This is a genomic window from Nitrospirillum viridazoti CBAmc, from assembly GCF_000730165.1.
Lineage (GTDB): Bacteria > Pseudomonadota > Alphaproteobacteria > Azospirillales > Azospirillaceae > Nitrospirillum > Nitrospirillum viridazoti.
The window spans coordinates 210167-235336 of sequence record NZ_CP022112.1; the positions used below are offsets into that span (position 1 = coordinate 210167).

The 25170-nt window shown below is 66.0% G+C and carries 19 protein-coding genes; 13 read left to right on the forward strand and 6 right to left on the reverse strand.

What is annotated here, in order from left to right; translation table 11 throughout:
- The first annotated feature begins 5 nt into the window (after positions 1-5).
- The 4 genes from Y958_RS22960 to Y958_RS22975 all read left to right on the forward strand — a co-directional run bounded on the left by Y958_RS22960 (position 6) and on the right by Y958_RS22975 (position 4580).
- Entirely contained in the window at positions 6-1901 is a 1896-nt protein-coding gene (locus Y958_RS22960; RefSeq protein ID WP_088874295.1) for a potassium transporter Kup, read from the forward strand.
- A 114-nt stretch (positions 1902-2015) separates the two neighbouring features.
- The gene (gene bfr, locus Y958_RS22965) at positions 2016-2492 is read left to right on the forward strand and encodes a bacterioferritin (protein ID WP_004271553.1); all 477 of its coding nucleotides are present in this window, start codon (positions 2016-2018) and stop codon (positions 2490-2492) included.
- 158 nt (positions 2493-2650) lie between these two features.
- Positions 2651-3184, forward strand: a complete 534-nt coding sequence (locus Y958_RS22970; protein WP_088874296.1) for a hypothetical protein — start codon at positions 2651-2653, stop codon at positions 3182-3184.
- 10 nt (positions 3185-3194) lie between these two features.
- A complete protein-coding gene (locus Y958_RS22975; RefSeq protein ID WP_186291570.1) occupies positions 3195-4580 on the forward strand; it encodes a carbohydrate porin in 1386 nt (461 codons plus the stop codon).
- 108 nt (positions 4581-4688) lie between these two features.
- Here Y958_RS22975 and Y958_RS22980 read toward each other — a convergent pair whose 3' ends face one another.
- Positions 4689-5234 (reverse strand): flavin reductase family protein, encoded by a 546-nt coding sequence (locus tag Y958_RS22980; protein ID WP_338039512.1) that lies wholly within the window; start codon positions 5232-5234, stop codon positions 4689-4691.
- Positions 5235-5343: 109 nt separating this feature from the next.
- Between Y958_RS22980 and Y958_RS22985 the strand changes: the two genes are divergently transcribed.
- The 4 genes from Y958_RS22985 to Y958_RS23000 all read left to right on the forward strand — a co-directional run bounded on the left by Y958_RS22985 (position 5344) and on the right by Y958_RS23000 (position 9170).
- On the forward strand, positions 5344-6312 hold the full coding sequence (locus Y958_RS22985) for a hypothetical protein (protein ID WP_211098757.1): 969 nt from the start codon (positions 5344-5346) through the stop codon (positions 6310-6312).
- A 45-nt stretch (positions 6313-6357) separates the two neighbouring features.
- On the forward strand, positions 6358-6966 hold the full coding sequence (locus Y958_RS22990) for a DNA-3-methyladenine glycosylase I (protein ID WP_088874299.1): 609 nt from the start codon (positions 6358-6360) through the stop codon (positions 6964-6966).
- A 170-nt stretch (positions 6967-7136) separates the two neighbouring features.
- Positions 7137-8849: an AIPR family protein gene (locus tag Y958_RS22995; RefSeq protein ID WP_088874300.1), complete on the forward strand. Its 1713-nt coding sequence runs from the start codon at positions 7137-7139 to the stop codon at positions 8847-8849.
- 120 nt (positions 8850-8969) lie between these two features.
- Positions 8970-9170 (forward strand): (2Fe-2S)-binding protein, encoded by a 201-nt coding sequence (locus tag Y958_RS23000; RefSeq protein ID WP_088874301.1) that lies wholly within the window; start codon positions 8970-8972, stop codon positions 9168-9170.
- Between the two features lie 107 nt (positions 9171-9277).
- Here the strand turns inward: Y958_RS23000 and Y958_RS23005 are convergent, their stop codons facing one another.
- Complete coding sequence (locus tag Y958_RS23005; protein WP_186291571.1) at positions 9278-11536, reverse strand: S9 family peptidase; 2259 nt, start codon at positions 11534-11536, stop codon at positions 9278-9280.
- A 366-nt stretch (positions 11537-11902) separates the two neighbouring features.
- On the opposite strand from Y958_RS23005, the gene Y958_RS23010 reads away from it, so the two are divergent.
- The 3 genes from Y958_RS23010 (at position 11903) to Y958_RS23020 (ending at position 16076) form a co-directional block, all read left to right on the forward strand.
- Positions 11903-12616: a LuxR C-terminal-related transcriptional regulator gene (locus Y958_RS23010; RefSeq protein ID WP_244909657.1), complete on the forward strand. Its 714-nt coding sequence runs from the start codon at positions 11903-11905 to the stop codon at positions 12614-12616.
- Between the two features lie 240 nt (positions 12617-12856).
- Positions 12857-13249, forward strand: coding sequence for a response regulator (locus tag Y958_RS23015; RefSeq protein WP_050898054.1), 393 nt, complete (start codon positions 12857-12859; stop codon positions 13247-13249).
- On the forward strand, positions 13233-16076 hold the full coding sequence (locus Y958_RS23020; RefSeq protein ID WP_088874305.1) for an ATP-binding protein: 2844 nt from the start codon (positions 13233-13235) through the stop codon (positions 16074-16076). Before Y958_RS23015 ends, Y958_RS23020 begins: the two co-directional genes overlap by 17 nt.
- A 23-nt stretch (positions 16077-16099) precedes the next feature.
- On the opposite strand, the gene Y958_RS23025 is transcribed toward Y958_RS23020, so the two are convergent.
- Together Y958_RS23025 and Y958_RS23030 are read right to left on the reverse strand one after the other, a co-directional pair.
- On the reverse strand, positions 16100-17311 hold the full coding sequence (locus Y958_RS23025; RefSeq protein WP_186291572.1) for a PAS domain-containing sensor histidine kinase: 1212 nt from the start codon (positions 17309-17311) through the stop codon (positions 16100-16102).
- 295 nt (positions 17312-17606) lie between these two features.
- The gene (locus Y958_RS23030) at positions 17607-18947 is read right to left on the reverse strand and encodes a porin (protein WP_088874307.1); all 1341 of its coding nucleotides are present in this window, start codon (positions 18945-18947) and stop codon (positions 17607-17609) included.
- Positions 18948-19621: 674 nt separating this feature from the next.
- Between Y958_RS23030 and Y958_RS23035 the strand changes: the two genes are divergently transcribed.
- Together Y958_RS23035 and Y958_RS23040 are read left to right on the forward strand one after the other, a co-directional pair.
- Positions 19622-21037: an ammonium transporter gene (locus Y958_RS23035; protein WP_088874308.1), complete on the forward strand. Its 1416-nt coding sequence runs from the start codon at positions 19622-19624 to the stop codon at positions 21035-21037.
- Between the two features lie 152 nt (positions 21038-21189).
- Positions 21190-21528: a P-II family nitrogen regulator gene (locus tag Y958_RS23040; RefSeq protein WP_088874309.1), complete on the forward strand. Its 339-nt coding sequence runs from the start codon at positions 21190-21192 to the stop codon at positions 21526-21528.
- 128 nt (positions 21529-21656) lie between these two features.
- On the opposite strand, the gene Y958_RS23045 is transcribed toward Y958_RS23040, so the two are convergent.
- Positions 21657-23981: a S8 family serine peptidase gene (locus Y958_RS23045; RefSeq protein ID WP_088874310.1), complete on the reverse strand. Its 2325-nt coding sequence runs from the start codon at positions 23979-23981 to the stop codon at positions 21657-21659.
- 132 nt (positions 23982-24113) lie between these two features.
- Positions 24114-24989: a MipA/OmpV family protein gene (locus Y958_RS23050; RefSeq protein ID WP_211098758.1), complete on the reverse strand. Its 876-nt coding sequence runs from the start codon at positions 24987-24989 to the stop codon at positions 24114-24116.
- Positions 24990-25170 lie beyond the last annotated feature (181 nt).

Here is a 25170-nt window from a genome sequence, read left to right on the forward strand (position 1 = left end):
CACCGATGCAATCCAGCCACTCTAGCGACCAGCACGACGCCGGTCGCCGCCACTGGGCCCTGACCCTCGGGGCTTTGGGTGTCGTCTACGGCGACATCGGCACCAGCCCCCTCTACACCATGCACACGGCGTTCGACCCGGCCATCACGGGCATGCCGCTGAACGAGGCCAACATCTTCGGCTTCCTGTCGATGGTGGTGTGGTCGCTGGTGCTGGTGGTGACGCTGAAGTACGTCGTCCTCATCCTGCGCGCCGACAACAAGGGCGAGGGCGGCATCCTCTCCCTCTCCACCCTGGCGCTCAGCGGCAAGGACAGGTCGCGCTCGCAACGGCGGCTGATGACCGTGCTGGCCATGCTGGGCCTGGCGCTGTTCTACGGCGACGGCATGATCACCCCGGCCGTATCCGTGCTGTCGGCGGTGGAGGGGCTGGAGATTTCCGCCCCCGACGTGCAGCATTGGGTGGTGCCCATCACCGTGGTCATCCTGGTGGGGCTGTTCCTGATCCAGAGTGGCGGCACCAATACGGTCGGCCGGCTGTTCGGGCCGGTGATGTGCTTCTGGTTCGCCTGCCTGGGCGCCATGGGCGTCGTCCACATCCTGCAGGTTCCCCATGTGCTGAAGGCGCTGGATCCGCGCTATGCCCTGGATCTGGCCTTCAACCACGGCTGGTCGGTGTTCTACATCCTGGGCGCCGCCGTCCTGTCCTTCACCGGTGGCGAGGCGCTCTACGCTGACATGGGCCACTTCGGCCGCCGGCCCATCCGCCATGCCTGGGTGGCCGTGGTCTTCCCGGCGCTGGTGCTGAACTATTTCGGCCAGGGCGCCCTGCTGCTCAGCAAGCCCGAGGCCATCGACAATCCCTTCTTCCTGCTGGTCCCGGAATTCCTGCTGCTGCCCCTGGTGGTGCTGTCCACGGCGGCGACCATCATCGCCAGCCAGGCCGTCATTTCCGGCGTGTTCTCCCTGACCCGCCAGGCGGTGCAGCTGGGCTACATGCCCCGCATGGAAATCCGCCACACCTCGGAAAGCGAGATCGGCCAGGTCTATGTGCCGCGCATCAACTGGGCCCTGCTGGTGGCCGTGGTGGCGCTGGTCATCATGTTCGGCAGTTCCGCCAAGCTGACCGACGCCTACGGCCTGGCGGTGACCGGCAGCATGGCCATCACCACCATCATGGCGCTGTTCACCGCCCGCGACGTGTGGGGGTGGAGCCGACCGCGCGCCGCCATCGTCTTCGGCTTCTTCCTGTTCATCGACTTCAGCTTCCTGACCGCCAACTGCCTGAAGATCCCCCAGGGCGGCTGGCTGCCCCTGACGGTGGGCTTGGGCGTGTTCGTGCTGGTTTCCACCTGGCGGCTGGGGCGCAAGGTGCTGTACGACCGCATCTATCGCGACGCCCTGCCCATGTCGCTGTTCCTGGAGCGGGCGGACCGCACGCCGGTGCGCGTGGCCGGCACCGCCGTGTTCATGACCGGCAGCGTCGACAAGGTGCCCCACGCCCTGCTGCACAACCTGAAGCACAACAAGGTGCTGCATGAGCGCGTGGTGCTGATGCGGGTGCTGACGGAAGAGGTGCCGTGGGTGACGCGGGAACGCCGCGTGTCGATGGAAAAGCTGGGCAAGGGCTTCTTCTCCGTCACTGCCCATTTCGGCTTCATGGAACAGCCCAACGTGCCGCGCGCCCTGGCCGAGTGCCGCCCGCTGGGCCTGGCCATCGATTTGGCAGAGACCTCGTTCTTCCTGGGGCGCGAGACCCTGGTGCCGTCTTCCCGCTCCGACCTCACCCGCTGGCAGGAGCAGGTCTTCATCGCCCTGTCGGCCACGGCCTTGTCCGCAACGACATTTTTCGACATTCCGCCCAATCGCGTGGTGGAATTGGGGACCCAAGTCGAAGTTTAATCGGTCCCTGGTACCGTCTGCCGCGCGCCACTGGAACACTTTTGCAAGCGCCGCGCGGCAGACGGTGTCGTGGTCCGGTTTGGGGATGGGCCCCGCCTATAAGGAGAATTAGTGATGAAGGGCGATCCGCAGGTCATCGTTCACCTGAACAAGATCCTCACCAACGAGCTGACCGCCATCAACCAGTACTTCCTGCATGCCCGCATGCTGAAGAACTGGGGCCTGATGCGCCTGGCCAAGAAGGTCTATGAGGAATCCATCGGCGAGATGAAGCACGCCGACAAGTTGATCGAGCGCATCCTGTTCCTGGAGGGCCTGCCCAACCTGCAGGACCTGCTGAAGCTGAAGATCGGCGAGGACGTGCCGGAGATGTTCGAGGGCGACCTGTCCATCGAGCGGCACAACCGCACCTGCCTGCAGGACGCCATGACCTACGCCGAATCGGTGCGCGACTTCCAGAGCAAGGAGATCCTGCGGGAAATCCTGGAAGACACCGAAGAGCACATTGACTGGCTGGAAACCCAGCAGGACCTGATCCAGCGCGTGGGCCTGCAGAACTACCAGCAGGAGCAGATGGGGTCGGAGTCGTAAGACGCCGCTCCGTCGCGCACGGAATTTGGGGAAAGGCCGGACGCGTCATGCGCCCGGCCTTTTCGTTGTTGTTTTGTGACAACGATGGGTTGCGGCGGCGGCGGGCGCTGGCTTCTGCTATCTCAGTCGCCATCCAGGATGTTTGCTGAGATGCCGTGATGCCGCGCCGCCTGCCGTCCGTCCCCCTGCCGCCGCTGTCCCGCCGGGGCGTGGTGCTGGGCATGGCGGCCGTGGCGCTGGCCGGCCGGGCATGTCCCGCCCTGGCCGAGGGCGGTGTCCTGACGGTGACGGCCGTGGGCGACCTGCCGGGCTTCCTGCCGCGGGAGGTGCCACCCTTCCTGGCCATCGTGATGAACACCGCCGGCAAGAACACGCCCGGCGGCGGGCAATCGTTCGCCGCCGCCGGTGCCGCCCCGCCGGACGGCGCGGCGTCCGATCGTGTGGAATGGACCTTCCGCGCCAACCCTTATGCGGCCGGCGCCTCGCGCAGCGTGGGGCCGCCCCGTTCCGTTGCCGGCCGGCTGTTCGGCACGCACCGCCTGATCTCGGTGGAACTGCGGCTCTATCGCGGCGACCGCTACCAGGCCCAGGTCTTCGGCCAGGTGGAGGTGCAGGGCGGGCGGCGGGACGCCGACCTGCAGACCTTCATCAGCGACATGACACGGCGCATCCTCGATGCCGCGGCACAGTAGGGGGACGGGGATGCGGATGGTTGGCCACGTCCTTTTCCGGACCACGCTGGCCTTGGCCACTGCGCTGGCCTGCGTGCCCGCCCGGGCGCAGCAGGCGGCGGACCAGCCCGGCTTCTGGGACCGTGATGGCCTGACGGGTAACTGGGGCGGCCTGCGCGGCCGGCTGGCGGATAACGGCGTGGCCCTGAACCTGGTCTATGTGGGCGAGGTGTTCGGCCTGACCCAGGGTGGGGTGAAGCGCGACACGGTCGGCGATGGCCGGTTCGAGGCGACGGTGGAGCTGGACGCCCAGACGGCCTTCGACTGGCACGGCCTGCTGTTCCACGCCACCGCCTACGGCATCCACGGCCACGGGCTAAGCCGCTGCTGCCTGCAGAACATCGCCACCGTCAGCAATATCGAGGCGCTGCCCGGCGACCGCCTGTTCACCCTGTGGGCGCAGCAGGCCCTGTGGGACGGCCAGGTTTCCCTGCGCGTGGGCCAGCTGGCGGCGGATGATGAATTCGTCACCAGCCGGGGGGCCGCCCTGTTCGTGAACGGCACCTTCGGCTGGCAGGCCATCACCGGCGCCGACCTGCCGGGCGGCGGCCCGGCCTATCCCCTGGCGACGCCGGGCGCCCGCGTCCAGGTCTCCGCGACGCCGGAGCTGACCGTCCTGGGCGCCGTCTTCTCCGGCAACCCGGCGGGCAGCGCGATCGGCGAGGCCCAGGCCCTGGACCCCAGCGGCACCACCTTCAGCTTCTCCGGCGATGTCTTCACCATCGTGGAGGCGCAGTACCAGCCGGCGGTGGATGAGGGCGGCCCGTGGGGCAATGGCGGCCAGGCGCCGGTCTTCAAGCTGGGCGCCTGGTTCCACGGCGGCCCCTTCAGCGATGAGCACCACGCCGCCGGCGGCCAGACCCTGGCCGACCCAAGCTCCGGCGGCGTGCCGGCGACCCGGCGGAACGACTGGGGCGTCTATGGCGTGGCCGACGTGCCGCTGTGGCACACGGGCGACAAGCCGGACGGGGGCCTGGCCGCCTTCCTGCGCCTGGCGGGCGCGCCCGCCGACCGCAACCTTATCGCCTTCTATGCCGATGGCGGGCTGACCTGGAAAGGCCTGCTGCCCGCCCGGGCCGACGACACCGCCGGCCTGGCCGTGGCCTATGCCCAGATCGGCTCCGCCGCCGCCGGCCTGGACCAGGACTACCGCCACTACGGCCGGCCCTACTATCCGGTGCGGGACCATGAGCTGCTGGTGGAGTTCAGCTACCAGGCCGTGGTGGCCGGCTGGACCACGCTGCAACCCAATGTGCAGTATGTCGCGCACCCCGGCGGCAACGTCCTGGTGCCCGGCCGCACCACCCCGGTGGGCGACGGCCTGGTGCTGGGCCTGCGCACCAGCGTGCGCCTGTAGGCTGATGGCGAGAGCCGGCTGCGTAAAATCAGACGCAGCCGGCTCTCGCTGAGCCTGTCCGCGAGCAGCTTCACGCCCAAAGGTGATTCCACCTTTGGGCGATCTGCTCTACAGCCCGCCGGGCAGCTTGGACCGCATCATCTTCTTCCGGTCCAGCACGGATCCATCAATGATGAAGGTGCCGTCGCCCACGGCATGCAGCATGCGGCGCTCCTCCCGGGCGGTATCGATATGGGCGGCGACGCCCTCCAGCACGATGATGCCGTGCCGGTCGACGATGTCGATGACGCGGCACTCGATGTTGGCCAGGCATTCCCGGATCAAGGGGGGCCGGACATGCCGGGCCGGTGCCCGGCTCAGGCCGAATTTCGCGAACTTGTCCGTATCCCGGCCGGTGCAGGTGCCGATGCCGACGGCGGTGTCGATCAGGTCGGCCGTGGGGATGGACAGCACGCATTCCTTGGTGCCGACCAGGGCGGCATAGGAATAATTCCAGGGCCCTGTGGTGATGGCGAACGTCGCCGAGAAATCCAGCACCATGGTCCAGGTGATGGTCATCACGTTGTCCTTGTGGCCGTCATGGGTGGTGACCAGCACCACGGGCCCCGGCTCGATCAGGGTGAATGCCCGGCTGAGCGGTAGAACCTCCATCATCCCCTCCATTCCGCCTGGCCGGCGGTAGGCCCGCGCGGCCTGATACGGCTATACTCCCACCCAGCGGGCCGAACGCCAAGGTGGCGGCCGAAGCGAATGGGAAGAGAGGGTGGGAAGCGTGGGCCTGGCGCGGATGGGAACGGTGTTGCTGCTCGGCGCCCTGATCCTGGGGCTGGCGCCGGCCCGGGCGGACGATGCCCCGGAGGTTCCCGCCTGGCTGGCCGCCCATGTCGGGGAGGGGGAGGGCCAGATCGCGCCCCTGGTCCTGGCCCGGGCGCAGGCGCTCTATCGGCGTAAGGTGGCGGAGGGCGCGGTGCGCAACCCCTGCTACTTCGCCATGGACGCGACGCGGCCCAACACCGCGGAGGATGGCGGACCCGGCCGCCGGTTCTATGTGATCTGTGAGGCGGCACGGACCTTCCAGGCCATTCCCGCCGGCCACGGCGCCGGGCGGCGCCTGGAAGGCTTGGCAGACTTCACCAATGGCCGCGACTGCGCCCGGAACTTCGGCAACGCCCAGGATTCGGAACTGACGGCCGGCGGCGCCTATGTCACGGCCGAGATCAAGGACAGCTTCAAGGGCTTCTACCGCGCGGCCGGCGGCGGCGACCTGCCCCTGGTGCGGTCCTTCGTGCAGTTCGAGGGGGAGGGCGACGCCGCCAACGCCCGTCCGCGCGCCATCGGCGGCCATGCCGCCCTGACCCTGAAGGGCCTCTGCCGGCGCCGGGACCCGCACGACCCCCACGCCGATGACGGCGGCTATGTCCTGCAGGGCACGCTGGTGGACTACACCGGTGGCCGCAGCAACGGCTGCACCAGCTGGTCGCCCACCGACGCCGCCGCCCTCGTGGCTTCGGTGAAGGACGCGCCCACCACCCTGTACCTCTATCCCGAGGCCGCCGACATCGATGCCGTGGCCCATGGCGAGGCGGGCGCCTACTGGAACGCCGCCTGCCTGCGGGCCATCGGCTCCCCCGCCTACTGGCCCCAGGGGGCGCTGGCGCCGCTGATCGCCCAGTACCGGCGCGACCACCCCCCGCCGCCACCCCGGCCCATCCCCCTCTGCGCCGCGCCCTGAGGCCGGGCCGCCATCCTTATCTTTGCGGAAAGGAAACCCACGTCGATGAGCCTCACAACATCCGCGCCCGACGGCCGCCCCCGCTGTGGCTGGTGCGCGGCGGCGCCGGAGTTCCTGCCCTACCACGACCACGAATGGGGCTTCCCCGTGGGCGACGATCGCCGGCTGTTTGAGAAGCTGTGCCTGGAAGGCTTTCAGTCGGGCCTCAGCTGGCGCACCATCCTGGCCAAGCGCGAGAACTTCCGCGCCGCCTTCCACGGCTTCGACTTCGACCGCGTCGCCACCTTCACCGAGGCCGACGTCGCCCGCCTGCTGCGGGACGAGGGCATCATCCGCCACCGCGGCAAGATCGAGGCCGTCATCAACAACGCCGCCCGCGCCCAGGACTTGGTGCGCCAGGAGGGCTCGCTCGCCGCCTATCTCTGGCGCTTCGAGCCTAGGCCGGAGGACTGCGCCCCACCCCAGACCGTCTCCACCTCCCCCGCCTCCATCGCCCTGTCCAAGGACCTGAAGAAACGCGGCTGGAAATTCGTCGGCCCCACCACCGTCTTCGCCTTCATGCAGGCCATGGGGCTGATCAACGACCACGCCGAGGGTTGTGTGGTGCGGGAGGAGGCGGAGCGGGTTAGGGCGGGGTTCAGGCGGCCGGGGTGAGGGGTAATCTTTCTTCTATGGGTGGTGGATAGAATTTCAATTAGCATTTTAATTGTTTTATAGAGGGGCCTAACCATTAGATATCTTGAATGTGATTGCCTTTCTGATGCAGGTTTCCAACCTGGGGTGGTTGCGCTCGACCTGCATATCAAATTCTCTGAGGTGATTAGATGAGTTATATTGATTTATTTAAAAAAGAATCATCATTAATCTCCAAGCTCGGAATTGAACAAGCTCATACGGCCTGGGTTATGGCTCGTTATCTAGAAGAGGCAGATATTGGCGCCTTGGCAGCAAACGCTCTTACAGACGGACCAAACGACAAGAAGATAGATTTTATATACTTAGACCATGATGGGAAAAGAATAATATTTGCGCAGGGATTTTTTGCAAATAAAGCTAGAGATGAGGCTCCAGCAAATAAGGCATCTGACCTGAACACTGCGGCTGCTTGGCTTTTATCTGGTGATTTGTCCGTCGTTCCGGACCAAATGCGCTTAATAATGGAGGAATGTCGGGTTGCATTAGAGGTTGATGGAGTGGATTCAATTGAATTATTTTATATACATAATCTTCCGGAATCCGTAAATGTTGCTAGGGAATTGCAGACTGTTGAGGACAACATAAAAAAGATATTGGGAGGCAGGGCGATTACGGTGAGGGCTGTGGAGTTGGGGATTGCTAAGATCCAGCATTTATCTGATTCTCAAGACTCTCATATTGAGGTGAAAGATGATATAGAATTTCCGGCAAAGATTGCTTTCCAAGAGAATGGACCCAATTGGAGAGCTTATGTTGCGTCTGTTCCTGGCATTTGGCTGCATTCTGTCTTTAATAAATACTCGGATAGCTTGTTCTCGGCAAATTACCGCGGTTATCTCGGTGGTGGCCGCCGGCGTAGAGTTAATACGGGAATACGTGAATCGGCAGAGACACGGCCTGCCGATTTTTGGGCATTTAATAACGGAATCACCATATTAACGAAGGGATTTAAAATCGACAAATCTGGTACTCCTGTTATATCTGGAATGTCGGTTATAAATGGGGCACAGACGACAGGCTCTATTGGTTCTGTTGATATAGGTAAGAAAAATATTTCAGATCTTAGAGTGCTCTGCCGAGTTATAGAAAGTTCCGACTCTGCAACAATCGACGAAATTGTCAAATTCAATAATACACAAAATGCTATTACGAGCTGGGATCAATACAGTAACGATCCTGACCAAAAAAGACTTGTTCAGGAATTTCGTGACCTTGGATTTGTTTACAATATTAAAAGGGGATTTGTTGGCGAAGGGGATCAGCTCGGTATTGACGAAGTAATACAGCCTCTACTGGCATATCATGGGCGCCCTCTAGACGCCAATCGCGGCAAGAATCAAATTTTTGATCGTAAACAGTTATACCAAAACGCCTTTGATGGGAAGAAGGCGAGGCATGTATTATTCGTTTATTCTTTAGGTAAGGCGATTGATGAGCGACGGCTTGCGTTGAAGAACAAATCGAACGAAGGTTCTTTGTTGCAGGTAGAGAGTGATCAATTATCTTTAATGAGGAATTTAAAATTTAAGGCTTTTTTTACTGCTATGGTGGCGTCTACTATAGAAACTGCCTTGGGGAAAAAATGTGATGCACAAACGATTGGATTCTCCCATGAGGCGTCTATGTCCAATACTCTTGTAGAACTTATTGCACGTTGGTCGCCTGTAGTTGACACTTTACTTGCATTAATTACGGCGACAGATTCTGTTAAGGACTTCGGGGTGATGTTGTCGGACGACACATTCATTCCAAATTTGGCAAAGCAAGTGAACGCTTTACTGCATGCTATGGGGGCAGCCTCAAAACATTCCGCTTTTGCTGAGCTTGTCACAGGAACCTAAAGGTTCATACCACTACGGCACCCCACCCATACGCGAATGCCTCGCAGAATCATCCTTGCCTCTGCGAACGCCTCTCACTATCTTAGGCGTCAGATCAGCCTCTGGGTGGATGCCTGCGCCATGTACGTCTGCGTCTGTAACGCCATCAACTGCCGTACCGTCCGCACCCATATCGGGGCGGGGGCGCAGAGCGTGGGGGCGGTGTTCAAGGCCCAGGGGTGCTCGCCCCGCTGCGGCAAATGCTTCGACACCATGCGTGAGATGATCCAGGAAGGTCAGCCGGCCAACATGTCCGAACCTGTGCTGCGCGCGGCGGAATAAGCGGGCTTCACGCTCCGCCTTTCCTGCAAAGGCGCTTCAAAGGAAAAGCCACCGACCCGGCGGGATCGGTGGCTTTGTCGTTTCCGGGGCTGGCCGCCCGGGCGGCCTTACGGCGTTCCGGCCTGCGGGGCGCCGCCCGCCGTTACGGCACCAGGGCTGCCGGCCGGCCGCAGGGTGCGGTCGAAGAAGTCCAGCATGGTGTTGTAGCGGTGGATGTTGGCGTAGGTGTCGTAGAAGCCGTGGCGCTGGCCCGGATAGGTCATCAGATCGAATTGCGTCTCCTGCTGCTGCAGGGCGCGCAGCAGCTTGGTGGTGTTGTCGAAGAAGACATTGTCGTCGGCCATGCCGTGGATGACCATCAGGCGGCCCTTGATGTTCTTCAAATCCTTGAAGACGCTGGAGTCCTCATAGGCCGTGCCGTCCTTGGGCTCGCCCAGGTAGCGCTCGGTGTAGGCGGTGTCGTAGAGGCGCCAGTCGGTCACCGGCGCGCCGGCGGCACCGGCGGCGAAGACGCCCGGGGCGCGGGTCAGCATGATGATGGTCATGAAGCCGCCGTGGCTGTGGCCGAAAAAGCCTAGGTGCTGACCGTCCACGAAAGGCAGGGACTTCAGGTAATTGGCGCCCTTCACCTGGTCCGCCACCTCCACCGAGCCGAAATGGTGGTATGTCGCCGACAGGAAGGCCTGGCCCCGGTGCGGCGTGCCCCGGTTGTCCAGCACCATGACGACGTAGCCGTTGCGCGCCAGCACTTGGGTGAAGCCCGTCTGGGCATCGCCCCAGGCGTGGGTCACCAGGGCCGCCGCCGGGCCGCCATAGGCGTTGACGATGGCGGGATACTTCCTGCCGCTGGCTTTGGCCGCCTCTCGGGCCCCCCGCGGCACCAGCATCATGTAGTGCAGGTCGCTGCCGTCATCGGCCTTCAGCACGCCGTATTCCGGCTGGATTTCCCCGGCCAGGTAGGGCGCGAAGGGATGGCTGTCGTCCAGCTTGTTCTCGATCAGCCAGGTCACGCGGTTGCCCTTGGCGTCCTCCACCGACAGCTGCGGCGGCTGGTGCGGGCCGGAATAGCTGTGCAGCCAGCTGCCCCCCTTGGCCGCCATGACGGCGCCGTGCCAGCCGTCCGCGGTGGTCAGGGCCTTCACGTCGCCCTTGGCCAGGCCCACGGAATAGACGTGGTGGTCCAGCGGCCCCTCGCGGAAGCCGGTGAAGAAGACGCGGGCCCCCGTCTCATCCACCCCGGCCACGGCGTCCACCATCCAGTCGCCCTTGGTCAGGGCGCGGCAGTTGGCGGCCTCATGGTCGCAGAGGTAGAGGTGTTTGAAGCCCGTGCGCTCCGACGCCCACAGGATCTTGCCGTTGGCCAGCGTCCGCAGATCCTCGTGCAGATTCAGGAAGGTCTTGCTCTCTTCCGTCAGCAGGGTGCGCACGGCGCCGGTGGCGGGGTTCACGGCCAAGAGGTCCAGGCGCTTCTGGTCCCGGCTCAGGCGCTGCACCAGCGCTTCCGACCCGTCGCGGCGCCAGTCCACGCGTGCCAGGTAATAGCCGGCGGGATCACCCAGGTTGACGCTGGCCACCCTGCCGCTGGCGGCGTCCATGATCTGCAGCGTCACCTTGGCGTTGGGGCCGCCGGCGAAGGGATAGCGCTGCGGCACCACCGTCACGCCCTCGGCGCCGTAATCATAACGGCTGACCAGCGGCACGTCGGACTCGTCCACGCGGGTATAGGCGATGTAGCGGGCGCCGGGCGACCACCAATAGCCGGTGTTGCGCTTCAGCTCCTCCTGCGCCACGAACTCCGCCGTGCCGTAGGACAGGGTGCCGGCGCCGTCGTGGGTCAGGGCGCGTTCCTGGCCCTGGGCCAGGTCGTAGACATACAGGTTGTTGCCGCGCACATAGGTCACCAGCTTGCCGCCGGGGGCGAAGCGGGCGTCGATGGCCGCGTCCTTGGTGGCGGCGCTGTCGGTGATGCGCTTCGGGCTGCCGCCCAGGGGCATGACGAAGACGTCGCCCGCCATGGGGAACAGCAGGGTGCGCCCCTCATCATCCCAGCCATAATCGACGATGCCGGTGTCGCGGATGCGCTGGCGTTCGCGGCGGCCGCGCTCCTCCTCGCTTTCCTTGGCGCTGAACTGGTTGCTGTCGACCAGCAGGCGGTCGGTGCTGGCCTTGATGTCATAGGCCCACAGGTCGGTCTTGTTGGCGTCGTCGGCCTTGGCCTTCAGATAGGTGACCAGGGTTCCGTCGGGGGAGAATTTCACACCGCGCGCCCGGGGGCCGTTCAGCGCCGGGCTGCCCAGCATGCGCTCCACCGTCAGGGCGGGCCCGGACCCCGCCGGCGTGTCGGCCGCCAGGACGGGCATCGTCATCAACGCGCCCGCCAGAACCGTTCCCGCCAGAACCTTTCCTGCCAGAATGTGACGCCAAGCCCCCATCGCCGCGCCGCCGCGGCCGGCGCGCCCCACCATTCCCATATCGACCTCCCGAGGCGGCGCGCCATTGCAGGCCGGCGCCGCTGGTTTAGACCCAAGCTGCCCGGCACCGTATCTGATGCGGCGGACAAATGTAAACGGGAGGCCTGTAGGCGGCGCCGCCGGCGGCGGCCGGCACCCTGTGCCAAAGCGTTGTTTTGAAATTGTTGTTTTGGGCGGGGCGCGGGCGGATGATGACGGCCAAGAACGGCGCCGGGCAACGGACGCCAGCATTGGGGGACGGTGGGGGCGGAGGGGGATGCCGTGGAACGTGCCGCGAATAGGCCGATGCGGGTGCTGGTCGCCGACGACCACCCCATGTATCGCGACGCGCTGGAACTGTATCTGATGCGGGACTGGCCGCAGGCTAGCCTGACCGCCGTCGGCTCGCTGGAGGAACTGGACGCCCTGGCCCATCGGCCGGAGGGGCAGGACTTCGACCTGGTGGTCATGGATTGGCAACTGCCGGGGGGCGAGGGCGGCGCCGGGATGGACCGCCTGGACGCCGCCGGCATCGACGCGCCGGTGGCGGTGGTCACGGGACATGATGACGCCGCTATCGCGCGCGAGGCGCTGACCCGCGGCGCCTGCGCCTTCCTGCCCAAGACGCTGTCCAGCGTGGCCCTGGTGCAGATGCTGAAGGTGGTGGCGGTGGGCGGCAGCGTGGTGCCGGCGGACGTGGCCCTGCGCATGGCGGGGGCCCTGCCGGCCCCTGTGGGCGTGGCCCCCGCGGGTGCGGCCCCTCTGGGCGGTTCCGGCACCGTGCCCGACAGCGGCGGCCTGCTGACGGAGCGGGAGTGCCAGGTGCTGGAGCATCTGGCCGGCGGCGCCACCAACAAGGAGATCGGCCGGGTGCTGGACCTGCAAGAGGTGACGATCAAGCTGCACACCCGGCGCATCCTGCGCAAGCTGGGCGCCAAGAACCGGGTGGAGGCGGTGACGCGCGCGCGCGACCTTGGCCTGCTGGGCGGCCCCTGAGGGGCCTGGGGAGAAATGACCTTAAGGCCTTGGGAATGAAGGAAACGCAGGGGCGGTTGGCGCCGGGCGCGGGGCATGGCGACCATGCAAGATTGTGGGATAGCGGCGCGCTATCCTTCGCTATCCCTATTCCCCGGGCCGATAGCCTTCGTGGCAGGTGCGGGTGGGGAATGGTTGCGCTCATATGCGATCCACAACCTGAACCACCAATTCCTGTTCATCGCCCGAAAGCCTATCCCAATGAGCGCCATCCTGATCGTCGACGACAACCCGTATTTCCGCGACTATCTGTGCGAGGCGGTTCGGCGCCTGGGATACGCCCCCATCATGGCCGCCTCGGCCCGCGAGGGCCTGTCCGTGCTGGCCTCCCAACCGGTGCGTGCCGTCATTTCGGATCTGCTGATGCCGCAGATGGATGGATTGGAATTGGCCCGGGCGATCCGGTCGCAACACCCCCGCATGCCCCTGCTGATCCTCAGCGACGGGCCGGAGGGCATCACGGCGCCCTGCCTGCGCGCGGCGCAGCTGATCTATGGGGCCGCCGTTTCCGAAAAGGCCAGTGGCGGCCTCGGCACGATGTTGGCCGATTTCCTGGCCCAGCCGGGGAAGGAGGCGTGTGAGCCTGCCGCCTGACGCCCATTCCGCGCGGGCCCCGCTCGCGCAGGGCAGCATCACCACCCGCCTGTTGTCGATCCTGGTGCCGCTGGTGCTGCTGGCGGCGGCCGGCACCGCCTTCGTGGCGGTCCGCACCAGCCGCGCGGTGGTGGAACGGTTCGCGGTGGATTACGGCCAGGACCTGGCCAACAGGCAGGCGGGCGAGATCGCTGCTATCACCCGGGAAAAGATCGCCTTCGTCGAAGGCCTGGCCCGCCAGGTGGAAAGCATGGTCGCCACCGGCACCAGCGACCGGCGGCTGGTGGCCAAGTATATCGAGCGCACGGCGCTGGCCCATCCCAACATGGTGGGCTTCTGGTTTCTGGCGGAGCCGGACTTCATGGGCCCGGACCAGAGGTTCAAGGACGGCGACCCTACCTTGGGTCTGCCGGAAAGCGGGCGTTTCGCCACCTATTACGTGGCCGATGGCCAGGGTGGCGTGAAGGCCAGCGAGGTCCGGCCCGACTTCTATCACGACGAGTATTATACCCGCCCGGCCCAGTCCCGGGTGCGCCAGGCCATCCCGCCCTACCTCTACACGGTGCTGGGCCGGCCCGTCTGGATGATCTCCTACACCGTTCCCGTGATCGTCGACGGGCGCCTGATCGGCGTGGCCGGCACCGACCTGTCGCTGGAGGCGCGGGCGCAGGAATTGGACAGCCGCCGGCCCCTGGGCGGCAGCATCTACATGATCAACCGCGAGGGCAACTGGACCTACCATCCCGACCACGCCCTGCTGGCCACCAAGGCCACGGTGGGCGAGGGGGCGCAGTTCCAGCTGAGCGCGGATGAACTGGCCCAGGTGCTGAAGGTCCAGTCCTATGAGGTGGAGCGGCTGGACAAGAACGGCTTGCGTATCCGCCGCTATGCCGTGCCCATGGTGTTCTTCGAGGGCGACAGCCGCCGCCTGCTGCTGCTGGACGTGCCGGTGCAGGGCCTGAGCGCGCCTTTCGCGGGCATCGGCACTGCCATCATGCTGGCGGCCCTGGCGGCCGGCCTGCTGATCAGCCTGGTGCTGGTGGCGGCGGTGCGCGCCATCATCGGCGTGCCGCTGACGCGCATGGCGCGGACTATAGACCTGCTGGACGAGGGCCAGGCCGTGGCCGTGCCCGACACCGGGCGCGACGACCAGATCGGCGGCATCGCCCGGGCGCTGGACCGCTTCCGCGGCACGCTGGCGGAGCGTGACCGCCTGCGCGCCCAGGTGGAGGAGAGGACGACGGCGCTGGAGCGCATGCTGGCCGGCGTGGGTGCCGCCAAGGACGCCATCGTGCTGTTCGACCGGGACTACACCGTGCTGTACGCCAACCCCGCGGCCATATCCCTGCTGGGCGCGCCGGACGAGGCGGCGGTGGTGGGCCGGTACTGGCGCGACCTGCTGACCCCGGAAGCCGCCGCCCTGTCGGAAGAAGGGCGGCAGCGCCGCCGCGCCGACCTCATGTCCACCGGCTACGCCCACATGGTGAGCGAGACGTGGGAGAGCATCTGGGGCCGCACCATGGAGGCATACGAGACGACGCTGAGCCTGCGGCCCAACGGCGACATCGTGATGGTGCTGCGCGACGTCTCCGCCGCCCGCCGGGTGGCGCGCGAGCGCGAGGAATTGCAGCGCCAGGTCCTGCAGCAGGACAAGATGGAGGCCATCGGCCGGCTGGCCGGTGGGGTGGCGCACGACTTCAACAATCTGCTGGGCGCCATGCTGGGCTATGTCGAGTTCCTGCTGGACGACCTGGATCCGCAGGACAAGGCCCACAGCTATGTCGCCCGCATCAACGCCGTGGGCAAGCGCGCCAAGGATCTGGTGGGGCAGATCCTGACCTTCGCCCGCTCGGACAAGGGGGAGCTGCAGGCCGTGTCCCCCGTGGCGGTGCTGGAGGACGCGCGGGGCATCCTGCGCTCGGCCGTGCCGGCCACGACGGAGATGAGCTTCCAGATCGCGGGCTCGGTGCCCAACGTGCGCGCCAATCCCACCCAGCTGGTCCAGGTACTGATGAACCTGGTGATCAACGCCCACGACGCCCGCCGGGGCGAGGGCGGGCGCATCCGTATCCGCCTGTTCCCGGGCCCCGCGCCGGAGGATGCGCGGGTGAAGGAGGGGCACTGGGTGGAGCATGAGGCCCTGCCCTTCGACAAGAGCCGGCCGCACGTGGTGCTGGAGGTGGAGGATGAGGGGCACGGCATGACCATGGAGGTCATGACCCGCCTGTTCGAACCTTTCTTCACCACCAAGGGCAAGGGCCGGGGCACCGGGCTGGGCATGCCCGTGGTCTACGGCATCGTCCGCGCCCATGGCGGCGGCATGACGGTGATGTCGGCGGAGGGCGAGGGGGCGCTGCTGCGCGTCCTGCTGCCGGTGGGTGGGCCGGGCGCTGTGACCGCCCCCATGCTGGCGCCCGCGGCCGTGAAGGCGGTGCCGCACCGCCGCCTGCGTATCCTGGTGGTGGACGATGCGGCGGAGATGGGCGACATGCTGTTGGAAGGCCTGTCGCGCCGAGGGCATGAGGTCGCCATCTGCGAAACCCCGGCCGAGGCGCTGGAGGTGTTCGAGGAGAACCCGCTGGCCTTCGACGCCGTTGTCAGCGACCAGACCATGCCCGGCATGACCGGCATGGCTCTCATCGCCCTGCTGAAGACCCGCCGGCCCGACCTGCCCTGCGTGCTCTACACCGGTTACAGCGAGCGGTCGGACGAAAAGGCGGTGCTGGCCGGCGGCGCCGACGCCTTTTTCCTGAAGCCGGTGGTGGTGGAGCGCCTGGCCGCGAAGGTGGAGGCACTGTGCGCCGCCCGGCCGGGGGTATCTGTCTAGACCCCCCACGGGCCGTATGAAGTCTAACGCGGTGCCGGCGCCGGCAGATGCAGGGTGGCGACGGTGCCGTTCAGCAGGGAACTGGCCAGATCCAGGTGGCCGCCCAGCATGCTGGCGATGCCCTGCGCGATGGGCAGGCCCAGCCCCAGGCCCTGCTGACGCGCGCGCGCCTGCAGGATGACGCTGCCGAAAGGCACGGCGGCGGCCTGCAGTTCCTCCGGTGACATGCCGCGGCCCTGGTCGATGACACGCAGGGTGACACCCTCCTGCCGCTGGCCGATCTCCACCACCACCGCCTGGTCGGGCGGGGAGTAGGTCAGCGCATTGGTCAGCAGCTCGGTCAGGGCGCGGTTCAGCAGATTGCCATCGATCTCCAGCACGCAGGGCGCCGTCGTTTCCGCGTCGTGCCGGACGCGCACGCGCTTGTCCCGCCCGCCGCCGAACTGACGGACCAGACGGGTGACGAAGGGCTCCAGCTCGATCAGCTGCAGCTCGCTGTCGATGGAGCCCGACGCCAGGCGGGTATAGTCCAACAAGCGGTTGATGGTGCGCAGCAGCCGGTTGCCGGCGCTGGTGATCTCTCGCAGATAGTCGTCGCGCTCCGCCACCTCATCCTGGTCCAGCTGGCCGATCAGGTCGCCAAAGCCGAGGATGGCGTGCAGCGGTGTGCGCAGCTCATGGGTCACCAGGCCCAGGAAACGCTCCTTGGCCTCATTGGCGCGCTGGGCCTTCTCATTGGCGGCGCGCAGGGCCTGCTCCGCCTCTTTGCGGGTGGTGATTTCCTCCACCGTGCCTTCGTAATAAAGGGGCTGGCCGTTGGCGTCGCGCACCTCGCGGCAGGTCTCGGAAATCCAGATGATGGTGCCGTCGCGGCGGCGGATGCGGGACTCAAAGCCCTGGACCACGCCGCGTGCCCGCATCTCCGCCACGAAGGCCTCGCGCCGGCCGGCGTCGACATAGAGCTGCACGCCGATGTCGGTCAAGGTACCCAGCATGTCCTCGCGGCTGTCATAGCCGTACAGCCGGGCCAGCGCCGGGTTGGCATCCAGGTAGCGGCCGTCGACCGTGGTCTGGAACAGGCCCCAGGGCGCCTGCTCGAACAGGCGGCGATAACGGTCCTCGGGATTGGCGGTGTCGGCCTCCGCGGGCGCCGCCTCCTGAACCGCGGCGACCATCGGGGTGGGAGGTTCGGGGGGGACGGGCATGTCCAGCGCGGCCGGGGTGGGAACCGTCATGGCGGGTGGGGGCTCGATAGCCAAGGATACCGGCAAACCTGTCAGCAAACACGCCTCCGCGCGCGACCCCAATACGGACATTCGAGGACCTGATGCACCCATCCGGCGTCCTTGGGCATCCCGCGGGACGCAAAGGGGCCAGAGCGCACGGGGGTACCCATGGCCACAAGCGGCCAGATCAAAAATGCGAAAACAATACGGACGCGGGCTTTTGCCGGCGTCGGATCCCATTCGTTTTTAGTCATGAGGGGCGGGCGGCCCCAAGGAACCGCCCGCCCGCACCCATACTAACGGATCAACCGCCGAAAGGCAGGATCAAATCAACACCGAACGTGAACTGGTCGTCCTTGGTCAGGTTGTCGTAGGCGGCGTGGTTGGCCTTGTCGTAACGCACCTCCGGCCGCAGGGTCAGGCCGTCCAGCAGGCCCAGGTCCGCCGGCTTCCACGTTACGCCCAGGGTCAGCTCGCCATAGCTGGTGCCGACCCCGGGACCGATGGCGCCCTTCTCCAGCGGCTCGCCCTTCTCCAGGAAGACGAAATCGCGGTTGCCGGGGAAGGCCGCCACGAAGAAGCCGTGGCCGTCCCGCCACCATTCGGCGCGCAGGGTGGCCGTCAGTTCCGGCGACAGGGTGTAGCTGACGTACTGGGCGATGCCGCCGCCGTCGACGTTGAACAGGTCGTCCTTGATGTAGTTCAGCTCGGTGATCAGCGTCAGCTCGTCCGTCGCCTTGAAGGTGGCGGTGATGTCGCTGATCCAGCGGTTCTCGTGGTTGGCGTCGGCATAGCCCAGCGGCGCCTTCAGGCTGGGGTTTTCCGGGCCCACGTGGGTCAAGGCCAGCACGGTCAGCTTGCCGTCCACCAGGTTGTTCAGGCCGATACCGAAGATGCCGGCTGCGGCGCCGTTGTTGTCGCCGTCGCTCAGCGTCGTGTTCACGCCGCTGTCGACGCCGCCGTACAGGTCGATGTCCGGCGTCAGGTGCAGGGTGGCCAGGGCGCCGGTGTGCTTCAGCGGCAGGCCGAAGTTGAAGATGTAGCTGTGGCTGTACAGCAGGTTGGACGGGGCGGCGATCACCTCCGCGCCCAGCGGCGTGGAGAACGCGCCCACCTTCAGGTCCAGGCCGCCGGCGCCGGGGCTGGGGAAGTGCAGCAGGACGTTGGCTTCCACCAGGTCGAACTGGGTGCGTTCCTTGATGCCGGTGTCCAGGATGCCCAGGAAATGGGTGTAGCGCGCGTCGGTGCCGTAGAAGCCCTGCACCTTGAAGCCCCAGTCGAAGCCTTCGGCCTTGGGGTCCAGATCCTTGGAAACGGTGCCCGACAGCTGGTTCAGGACCAGCTGGTTGGTCTTGTCCGTGAACAGGTGACCGTAATTGGTGCCGCCGGTGGGGCCGTTGCTATTGAAGGTGGCGCCGGCCTCGACATAGGCGGACCACTTGATGCCCGGCGGGGCCGCGGCGTCGGCGGCGGGGGCCGCCTCCTGCGCCAGCGCGGGCGTGGCGATGGCGGACAGGCCCACCATCAGGCTGATGGCCGCGGCGGCGGTGGCCGCCAGCAGGACGGTCTTGGTGGTGCGTCCGCGCGGGGCCGGCGTGCGGGTGGCAAGCGGACAATCGACTTCAATCTCCCGAACTGAGGCCATTGTTTTATTCTCCGTGAGGCTTGTTGATTGTTTTATGTAGGCGATGACTGCGTATTGCGTCGCAGCAAGATCGATGCCAACCGCCCCCTACTGCCTGAAAATAAGGCGGTGTCCTGATCGCAGGCGCCTGAGGCGGTTGGCCGCAGTCCAATGGAGGCAGCCACAAAAGGTTGATTTGCCAAGCCTCGGCCTGTTGAGGCTGTTTTTACGCTAAGAAGTTGTAAGAAACGATATTTGGAGTGAAACTGGTTTCCATAAGTTGTGCCGGCGCAGGGAAATTTGAAAAAATATGCACGATTTTTAGGCGTGGAACGAAATTGTACGTTTCGCCCAGAACCGGTTACCGCAACCATTAGGCCCAGCCGCTTGAAACAGCTTCAAAAATAAGCTGAAACCACAAGCTGTGGCAAAGTGAGAAATGCCTTAAATATGGGCAATGACCTGTGGTGCCGGGCGATCAGCCGGAAAAGCGTGCGGATTTTTTAACCTTTCGGCAACAAATGGGGGTGGCCTGCGGGGGTATGGGGGCCAGCATTCCCGCCATCCCGGGGCCTTGTTCGCACTGCGGCACGAACTTTGAAAGGAGGGGACGGTTGGCTGATGGCCGGACCGGTTCCCGGGGGCAGACCTGGGGGTACCGGAACCGGCTTAAACGAACGGGAATGGGGAGCCAGATGAACCGTTTGCTTGGGAACCGTTTACTTGGATTGATGGTGATGGCGCTGGCCGGCATGGCGCCGGCGCTGGCCTTCGCTCAGGATGCCGCGGCACCCGCCGCGGCTGCGGCCGCCGCTGCGGCGCCCGCCGCGCCCACCATCAGTGGGGGCGACACGGCGTGGATGCTGACGTCCACCGCCCTGGTGCTGATGATGACCATTCCCGGCTTGGCGCTGTTCTACGGCGGCATGGTCCGGAAGTTCAACGTGCTGGCCATGGTGATGCAGAGCTTTGCCATCACCTGCCTGGTGACCGTGCTGTGGGCGCTGGTCGAATACAGCCTGGCCTTCTCCGCGGCCAGCGACGCCGCCGACGCGAAGGAATTCATCGGCGGCTTCAGCCGCGTGCTGCTGGCGGGCATGGACCCGACCGGTACCCACGCCCTGGCCCCGACGATCCCGGAGCCGGTGTTCATGATGTACCAGATGACCTTCGCGATCATCACGCCGGCGCTCATCACCGGCGCCTTCGCCGATCGCATGAAGTTCTCGGCCATGCTGATCTTCATCACGCTGTGGTCGCTGGTCGTCTACGCCCCCATCGCCCACACGGTGTGGCACCCCAATGGCTACCTGGCCAAGCTGGGCGTGCTGGACTTCGCCGGCGGCACCGTCGTGCACATCAACGCCGGCATCGCCGGTCTGGTGGCCTGCCTGGTGATCGGCAAGCGCAAGGGTTACCCCAACGCCGATTTCAGCCCGCACAACCTGGTGCTGAGCCTCATCGGCGCCTCGCTGCTGTGGGTGGGCTGGTTCGGCTTCAACGCCGGTTCGGCCCTGACGGCCGGTCCGCGCGCCGGCATGGCCATGACCGTGACCCAGGTGGCCACCGCTGCGGCGGCGCTGGCCTGGGTGTTCGTCGAGTGGGCGGTTAAGGGCAAGCCCTCGGTTCTGGGCATCATCTCGGGTGCCGTGGCCGGTCTGGTGGCCATCACCCCGGCCGCCGGTTTCGTCGATACCGTCGGCGCTTTCGCCATCGGTATCGCCGTCGGTATCATCTGCTTCTTCTCCGCCACCTCGCTGAAGAAGGCCCTGGGCTATGACGACAGCCTGGACGCCTTCGGCGTGCACGGCATCGGCGGCATCGTCGGCGCCATCCTGACTGGCGTCTTCGCCAAGATGGCCGTGGCCAACAGCGAGGGCGCCTTCGCCGCCACGCTGAAGGACGCGCCGGACACGAAGCTGGGCTTGATCGAGGGCAATGCCGCCCAGGTCATTACCCAGTTGGAAGGTGTGGCCTTTACCATCGTGTGGTGCGGCGTCATCACCTTCGTCCTGCTGAAGGTGATCGACCTGGTGATCGGCCTGCGTGTCGATGAGGACATCGAGCGCGACGGCCTGGACATTGCCCTGCACGGCGAGTCCATCCACTAAGCCTTGGTTGCGTATCCTTGGGGATGGCCGAGCTATCCCTAAGGGACTGAAGTCCAAGCGGATCCGTGGGAACAGAAGTCGGCCGGTGATGTTAGACTGACCCTGCCGACCCGCCCCCGGCGATCACGAATATCCAATCAGGGAGTGGTCTGATGAAGTTCATTATCGCGGTGATCAAACCCTTCAAGCTGGATGAGGTGCGCGACGCCCTGACCGGTCTGGGGGTCCAGGGCCTGACCGTCACTGAAGTCAAGGGCTATGGCCGTCAAAAGGGCCAGACCGAGATTTACCGGGGCGCCGAGTACGCCGTCAGCTTCCTGCCCAAGATGAAGATCGAAGTGGCCGTGCCCGACGATCTGGCCGACAAGCCGGTGGAGGCCATCCAGGCCGCCGCCAACACCGGCAAGATCGGCGACGGCAAGATCTTCGTGCTGGAACTGGCGCAAGCCGTCCGTATCCGCACGGGCGAGACCGACACCGACGCGCTGTAAGGCCGCCGGTCAAGGATGCACGGCACCGGCCAGCCCGCGATCAGACCCCGGGCTGGCGTTGGGAACTGTGTTGTCCGGACAGGTTGAAAGAGAGGGGCGGCGGCCTTGGGGGCGCCGCCCTTTTCCATTCAGCTGGCGGCCAGCAGGGCCAGGGCGAAGGGCTGTGGCCCTTGGGGCACGTTGGCGCCGATCACCTGCACGATCCAGGTGCCGGCCGCCGCCGCCGGCACGGCGATGGCCTCGACATTGTTGGCGCTGTCCATCGTCTGGCCATTGGGGGTCTGGCTATTGGGCCCCTGGCCGCCGGATCCGGCGTTGCCGGTGAGGGTGGAGCCGTCAGGCCCGCGCAGCACCAGGTTCAGGTTGTTCACCAGGCTGGCGCCGGGATAGTCGCTGTAGGCCATCACCACCCGCAAGGGGTTGCCGTCCACCACCACCTGCAGGCTGTGTTGGTAAAGGTCGCCGGTGGCGACGCTGTCGCCGTCCAGGAAGGTGGCGCGCAGGGGGGCCGCCGGCGCCAGGATGGTATCCAGGTGGACGCGACCGAAGCCCTGGTTGATGTCGGGCACCGGGCCATCCGTTCCGCCCAAGGGCACCGCGCCGGCGATGAGCGCGGCCTTCAGCAGGGCGGCGGAAGGCGCCGGGAAGCCCGCCTGGGTGCGCAGATATTCGCGGATCAGGGCGATCGCCCCGGCGACCAGCGGTGCCGCCGTGCTGGTGCCGCTCTCATACATGTAAAAAGGCGTGGCGGGGGCGTAATAGGGCGTCTGGCCGTTGTAGCTGGCCAGCCGCTGCGACCGGGTCGACAGGATGAAGGTGCCCGGGGCCACCACGTCGGGCTTTATCCGCCCGTCCTGGGTGGGCCCCCGGCTGCTGAAGGGGGCCATCTGGTCGGGGCCTCCCGCCACCAGGGCATCGACCGGGGCGGCCTTGGCGCCCCATTTGGCGCCATTGGTGAGGGCGATGTCCCGCCGGTTGTTGGCGCAGGCGCCCACGGTGACGCAGTTCTTGGCCGTGCCGGGCGGGGTGACGCTGCCGGGATCGATCCGGCCGTCGCCGTCATTATCCGCGCCGTCGTTGCCGGCGGAGAAGACGATGCAGAAGTCCGGATTGTTCCAGATGAAGGTATCGATGTCCGTGCAGTAGGAATTATAGGCCTGCTTGGTGCCGCCGCCCCAGGAATTGGAATGGATGCGGGCGCCCTTGCCGTAGGCCGCGCTGTACAGCACCTTCAGGTCGCTGGGCAGGCCGGCCAGGGAATAGGGCGGTGGCGGGGTTTGTCCGTCGACGGGCTTCCAGTCCAGGAACTGTTCCACCGCCTGCATGACCACCTGCGCCTTATAGGCCAAGCCGCGCACCGGGCCGGCCAGGTTGGCCAACTCGGCGCTGGCGGTGCCATCCCCCAGCAGGGCCCCGGCGGTATGGGTGCCGTGGCCGCGGTTGACGTCGGCGGGGCCATCGTCCGCGCCGGGGTTGTTGATGCGCGAGGCGTAGCTGGGGCTGATGGGATAGCTTTCCAGGGCCAGGACGCGGCCGGCGAAGTCCGGGTGGATGGTGGCAGGATCGCCTGAATCCAGGCCGGTGTCGCACATCGCCACCACCTCGCCGGCACCGGTCAGTCCCAGGCCGATGGCGTCCGTCAGCACGTTGGCCGAGCCGATGATGCGGGTGGCCTGGTCGGTGGACGGCATGGGCAGCACATGGCGGCCGATGCGCTTCACCCCGTGCACCCGGGCCAGGGCCAGCAGCTTGTCGCGCAGGCTGCCCTCGCCCGGCGTCGTCGTTTCCACCACCAGCAGGGAACTGCCCGGCGCCTCGTCCAGGATGGTGAAGCCGGCGGCGGCGACATCGGCTTGGTGATGCCGGGCCTGGGTGGCGCCGAAGAACTCTACGGTGTAGGCGTCAGGCAGGGCTTGGCCATGCTGCGCGCCTGGCACCGGCGGTGCCGCCAGCACGTCGATCTCATGGATCAGGCGGGCGGAATAGGGCAGGTGGCCCACCCATCGGACGATGTCCAACTGGCTCAGCACGCCCGCCTCGTCGGCGCTGGCGATAATGGCGAAGTGCTGATAGGGCTCCACCACCTCCGCCCCCGTCGCCGCCACGGCGGCCAGCCAACCATCCTGGATGGGGCCCACGAACTGGACGATGTAGTGATGGGCGCCTGGCGGCAGGGCGGCCTGATCCTCATAAGCCGGGTGGGCCTCATGGCTGCCGTCGGGGGCTACGCGCGGAATGGCGGTGTCAATGGGGGCAGCACCGGTGTTGGCCATGCTCAGCGTGTACAGGGCGCTGATGTCTTCGGTCAGGCCGGTGGCCAGCACGGCCGCGGCTGCGGTGTCTCCATCCACCTCGACGATGCGGAAGGCGGGGTAGTCCCGCACCAGGCGGACGCCGGGCAGGGCCGCCAAGGCCTGCGCCGACGCATCGAAAACCTTGATCACGCGTGGCATGGTGCGGTTCCCCCAAGGCCCTGGCGGAGCCGGCTTATGCCAACCTCCGCCAGGGCTGTATTTCCTTTGGCACCACTATCTTAGGGTGGTTGGGGGCGCGCCGCCAACCGCATTGGCATGAACATTATGCGGTCAGAACCGGTAGGCGACGCTCAGGTTCAGGGTCAGCTGCGAATGGGCGCGGGTAATGGGGCTGTCGGCCGCGTCGCCCAGCAGCCTCTGGTAGGCGCCGTCCGCCGTCATGAACCAGTGTTCCGTCCAGAACCATACGGCGCTGGAGCCGAAGCCGGCGCTGCTGAAGCCGCTGCCGGGCGTGTATTGCCGGTATCCGCTGCGGATGGATTGGTTGGGGTTGATGCCGAAATAGCGCCGCATGTAGGAGGAGTCGGCGTAGGTCGCGGTGGGGCCGACGAAGACGAAGAAGCGCTCCGACCCGGCGACGGGCAGATAGGCGCTGACATCCCCCACCCAGCCGTGGTTGCCGCCGAAGCCGCGCCGCGCGGCGGTGCGCAGCACGACGGGGAAGATGGTGTACTCCGCGAACACCTTGGCCTCCGGCGCGGGCGAGATGTCACCCAGGCCGTGCAATTGGGAACTGTCGTCCTGGTCGCGGCCGACATCGAAGCCCAGGGCGACGCCGGCGCGGAAGTTTTCCCCGCGCAGCAGATTGACGCCCAGGCCCTCGCCCATGGAGAAAAAGGCGATATCCTTGTAGCGCACATCCAGGTTGATGCCCGGCTGCACATGGTATTCGGACGAACCGACGTAGCGCGGCTGCAACGACGTCGCGGCCCCGACGCTGACATCCCAGGTGGGCAACGGATTCTCGAACTTCGACCGCAGCAGCACGCCGGCCGAATATTGCCATTCACTGAGGGGGGAGGGTGTCTGCGCCTGGGCCTTGCCGGGCATCAGGCAGAACAGACAGAGCGCCAGGCCGAGCATCAGGCTGATGAGCGCGGGGCGACGGATGGTCCGCCGCGAAAATGGGGGGCCGGAAACGTCCATGATTGTTTTTGCCTCCTGAGGAGAGGATAGGCTTCCGGGGCCGAAGAAAGCGGGTGATGTGAGAACACCCAAGGATTTCAAAGGTTCCCGTGCCATGGGGATGGATCATGGATGGCACGGTGCCTGGTTGGTGCGACTTTTTCGATTCAGCCAGAGGGCGACCTTGCCTCAGCAATCGGGC

Excerpts from the sequence above, each read along its gene's own strand:
- Y958_RS22970 (WP_088874296.1), top strand. The coding sequence starts at position 2,651 with ATGCCGCGCCGCCTGCCGTCCGTCCCCCTGCCGCCGCTGTCCCGCCGG.
- Y958_RS23015 (WP_050898054.1), top strand. The coding sequence starts at position 12,857 with ATGAGCGCCATCCTGATCGTCGACGACAACCCGTATTTCCGCGACTAT.
- Y958_RS23050 (WP_211098758.1), bottom strand. The coding sequence starts at position 24,989 with ATGGACGTTTCCGGCCCCCCATTTTCGCGGCGGACCATCCGTCGCCCC.
- Y958_RS23005 (WP_186291571.1), bottom strand. The coding sequence starts at position 11,536 with ATGACGATGCCCGTCCTGGCGGCCGACACGCCGGCGGGGTCCGGGCCC.
- Y958_RS22980 (WP_338039512.1), bottom strand. The coding sequence starts at position 5,234 with ATGATGGAGGTTCTACCGCTCAGCCGGGCATTCACCCTGATCGAGCCG.
- Y958_RS23035 (WP_088874308.1), top strand. The coding sequence starts at position 19,622 with ATGAACCGTTTGCTTGGGAACCGTTTACTTGGATTGATGGTGATGGCG.
- bfr (WP_004271553.1), top strand. The coding sequence starts at position 2,016 with ATGAAGGGCGATCCGCAGGTCATCGTTCACCTGAACAAGATCCTCACC.
- Y958_RS23030 (WP_088874307.1), bottom strand. The coding sequence starts at position 18,947 with ATGGCCTCAGTTCGGGAGATTGAAGTCGATTGTCCGCTTGCCACCCGC.
- Y958_RS23040 (WP_088874309.1), top strand. The coding sequence starts at position 21,190 with ATGAAGTTCATTATCGCGGTGATCAAACCCTTCAAGCTGGATGAGGTG.
- Y958_RS22960 (WP_088874295.1), top strand. The coding sequence starts at position 6 with ATGCAATCCAGCCACTCTAGCGACCAGCACGACGCCGGTCGCCGCCAC.
- Y958_RS23000 (WP_088874301.1), top strand. The coding sequence starts at position 8,970 with ATGTACGTCTGCGTCTGTAACGCCATCAACTGCCGTACCGTCCGCACC.
- Y958_RS23025 (WP_186291572.1), bottom strand. The coding sequence starts at position 17,311 with ATGACGGTTCCCACCCCGGCCGCGCTGGACATGCCCGTCCCCCCCGAA.
- Y958_RS22975 (WP_186291570.1), top strand. The coding sequence starts at position 3,195 with ATGCGGATGGTTGGCCACGTCCTTTTCCGGACCACGCTGGCCTTGGCC.
- Y958_RS23045 (WP_088874310.1), bottom strand. The coding sequence starts at position 23,981 with ATGCCACGCGTGATCAAGGTTTTCGATGCGTCGGCGCAGGCCTTGGCG.
- Y958_RS22990 (WP_088874299.1), top strand. The coding sequence starts at position 6,358 with ATGAGCCTCACAACATCCGCGCCCGACGGCCGCCCCCGCTGTGGCTGG.
- Y958_RS22995 (WP_088874300.1), top strand. The coding sequence starts at position 7,137 with ATGAGTTATATTGATTTATTTAAAAAAGAATCATCATTAATCTCCAAG.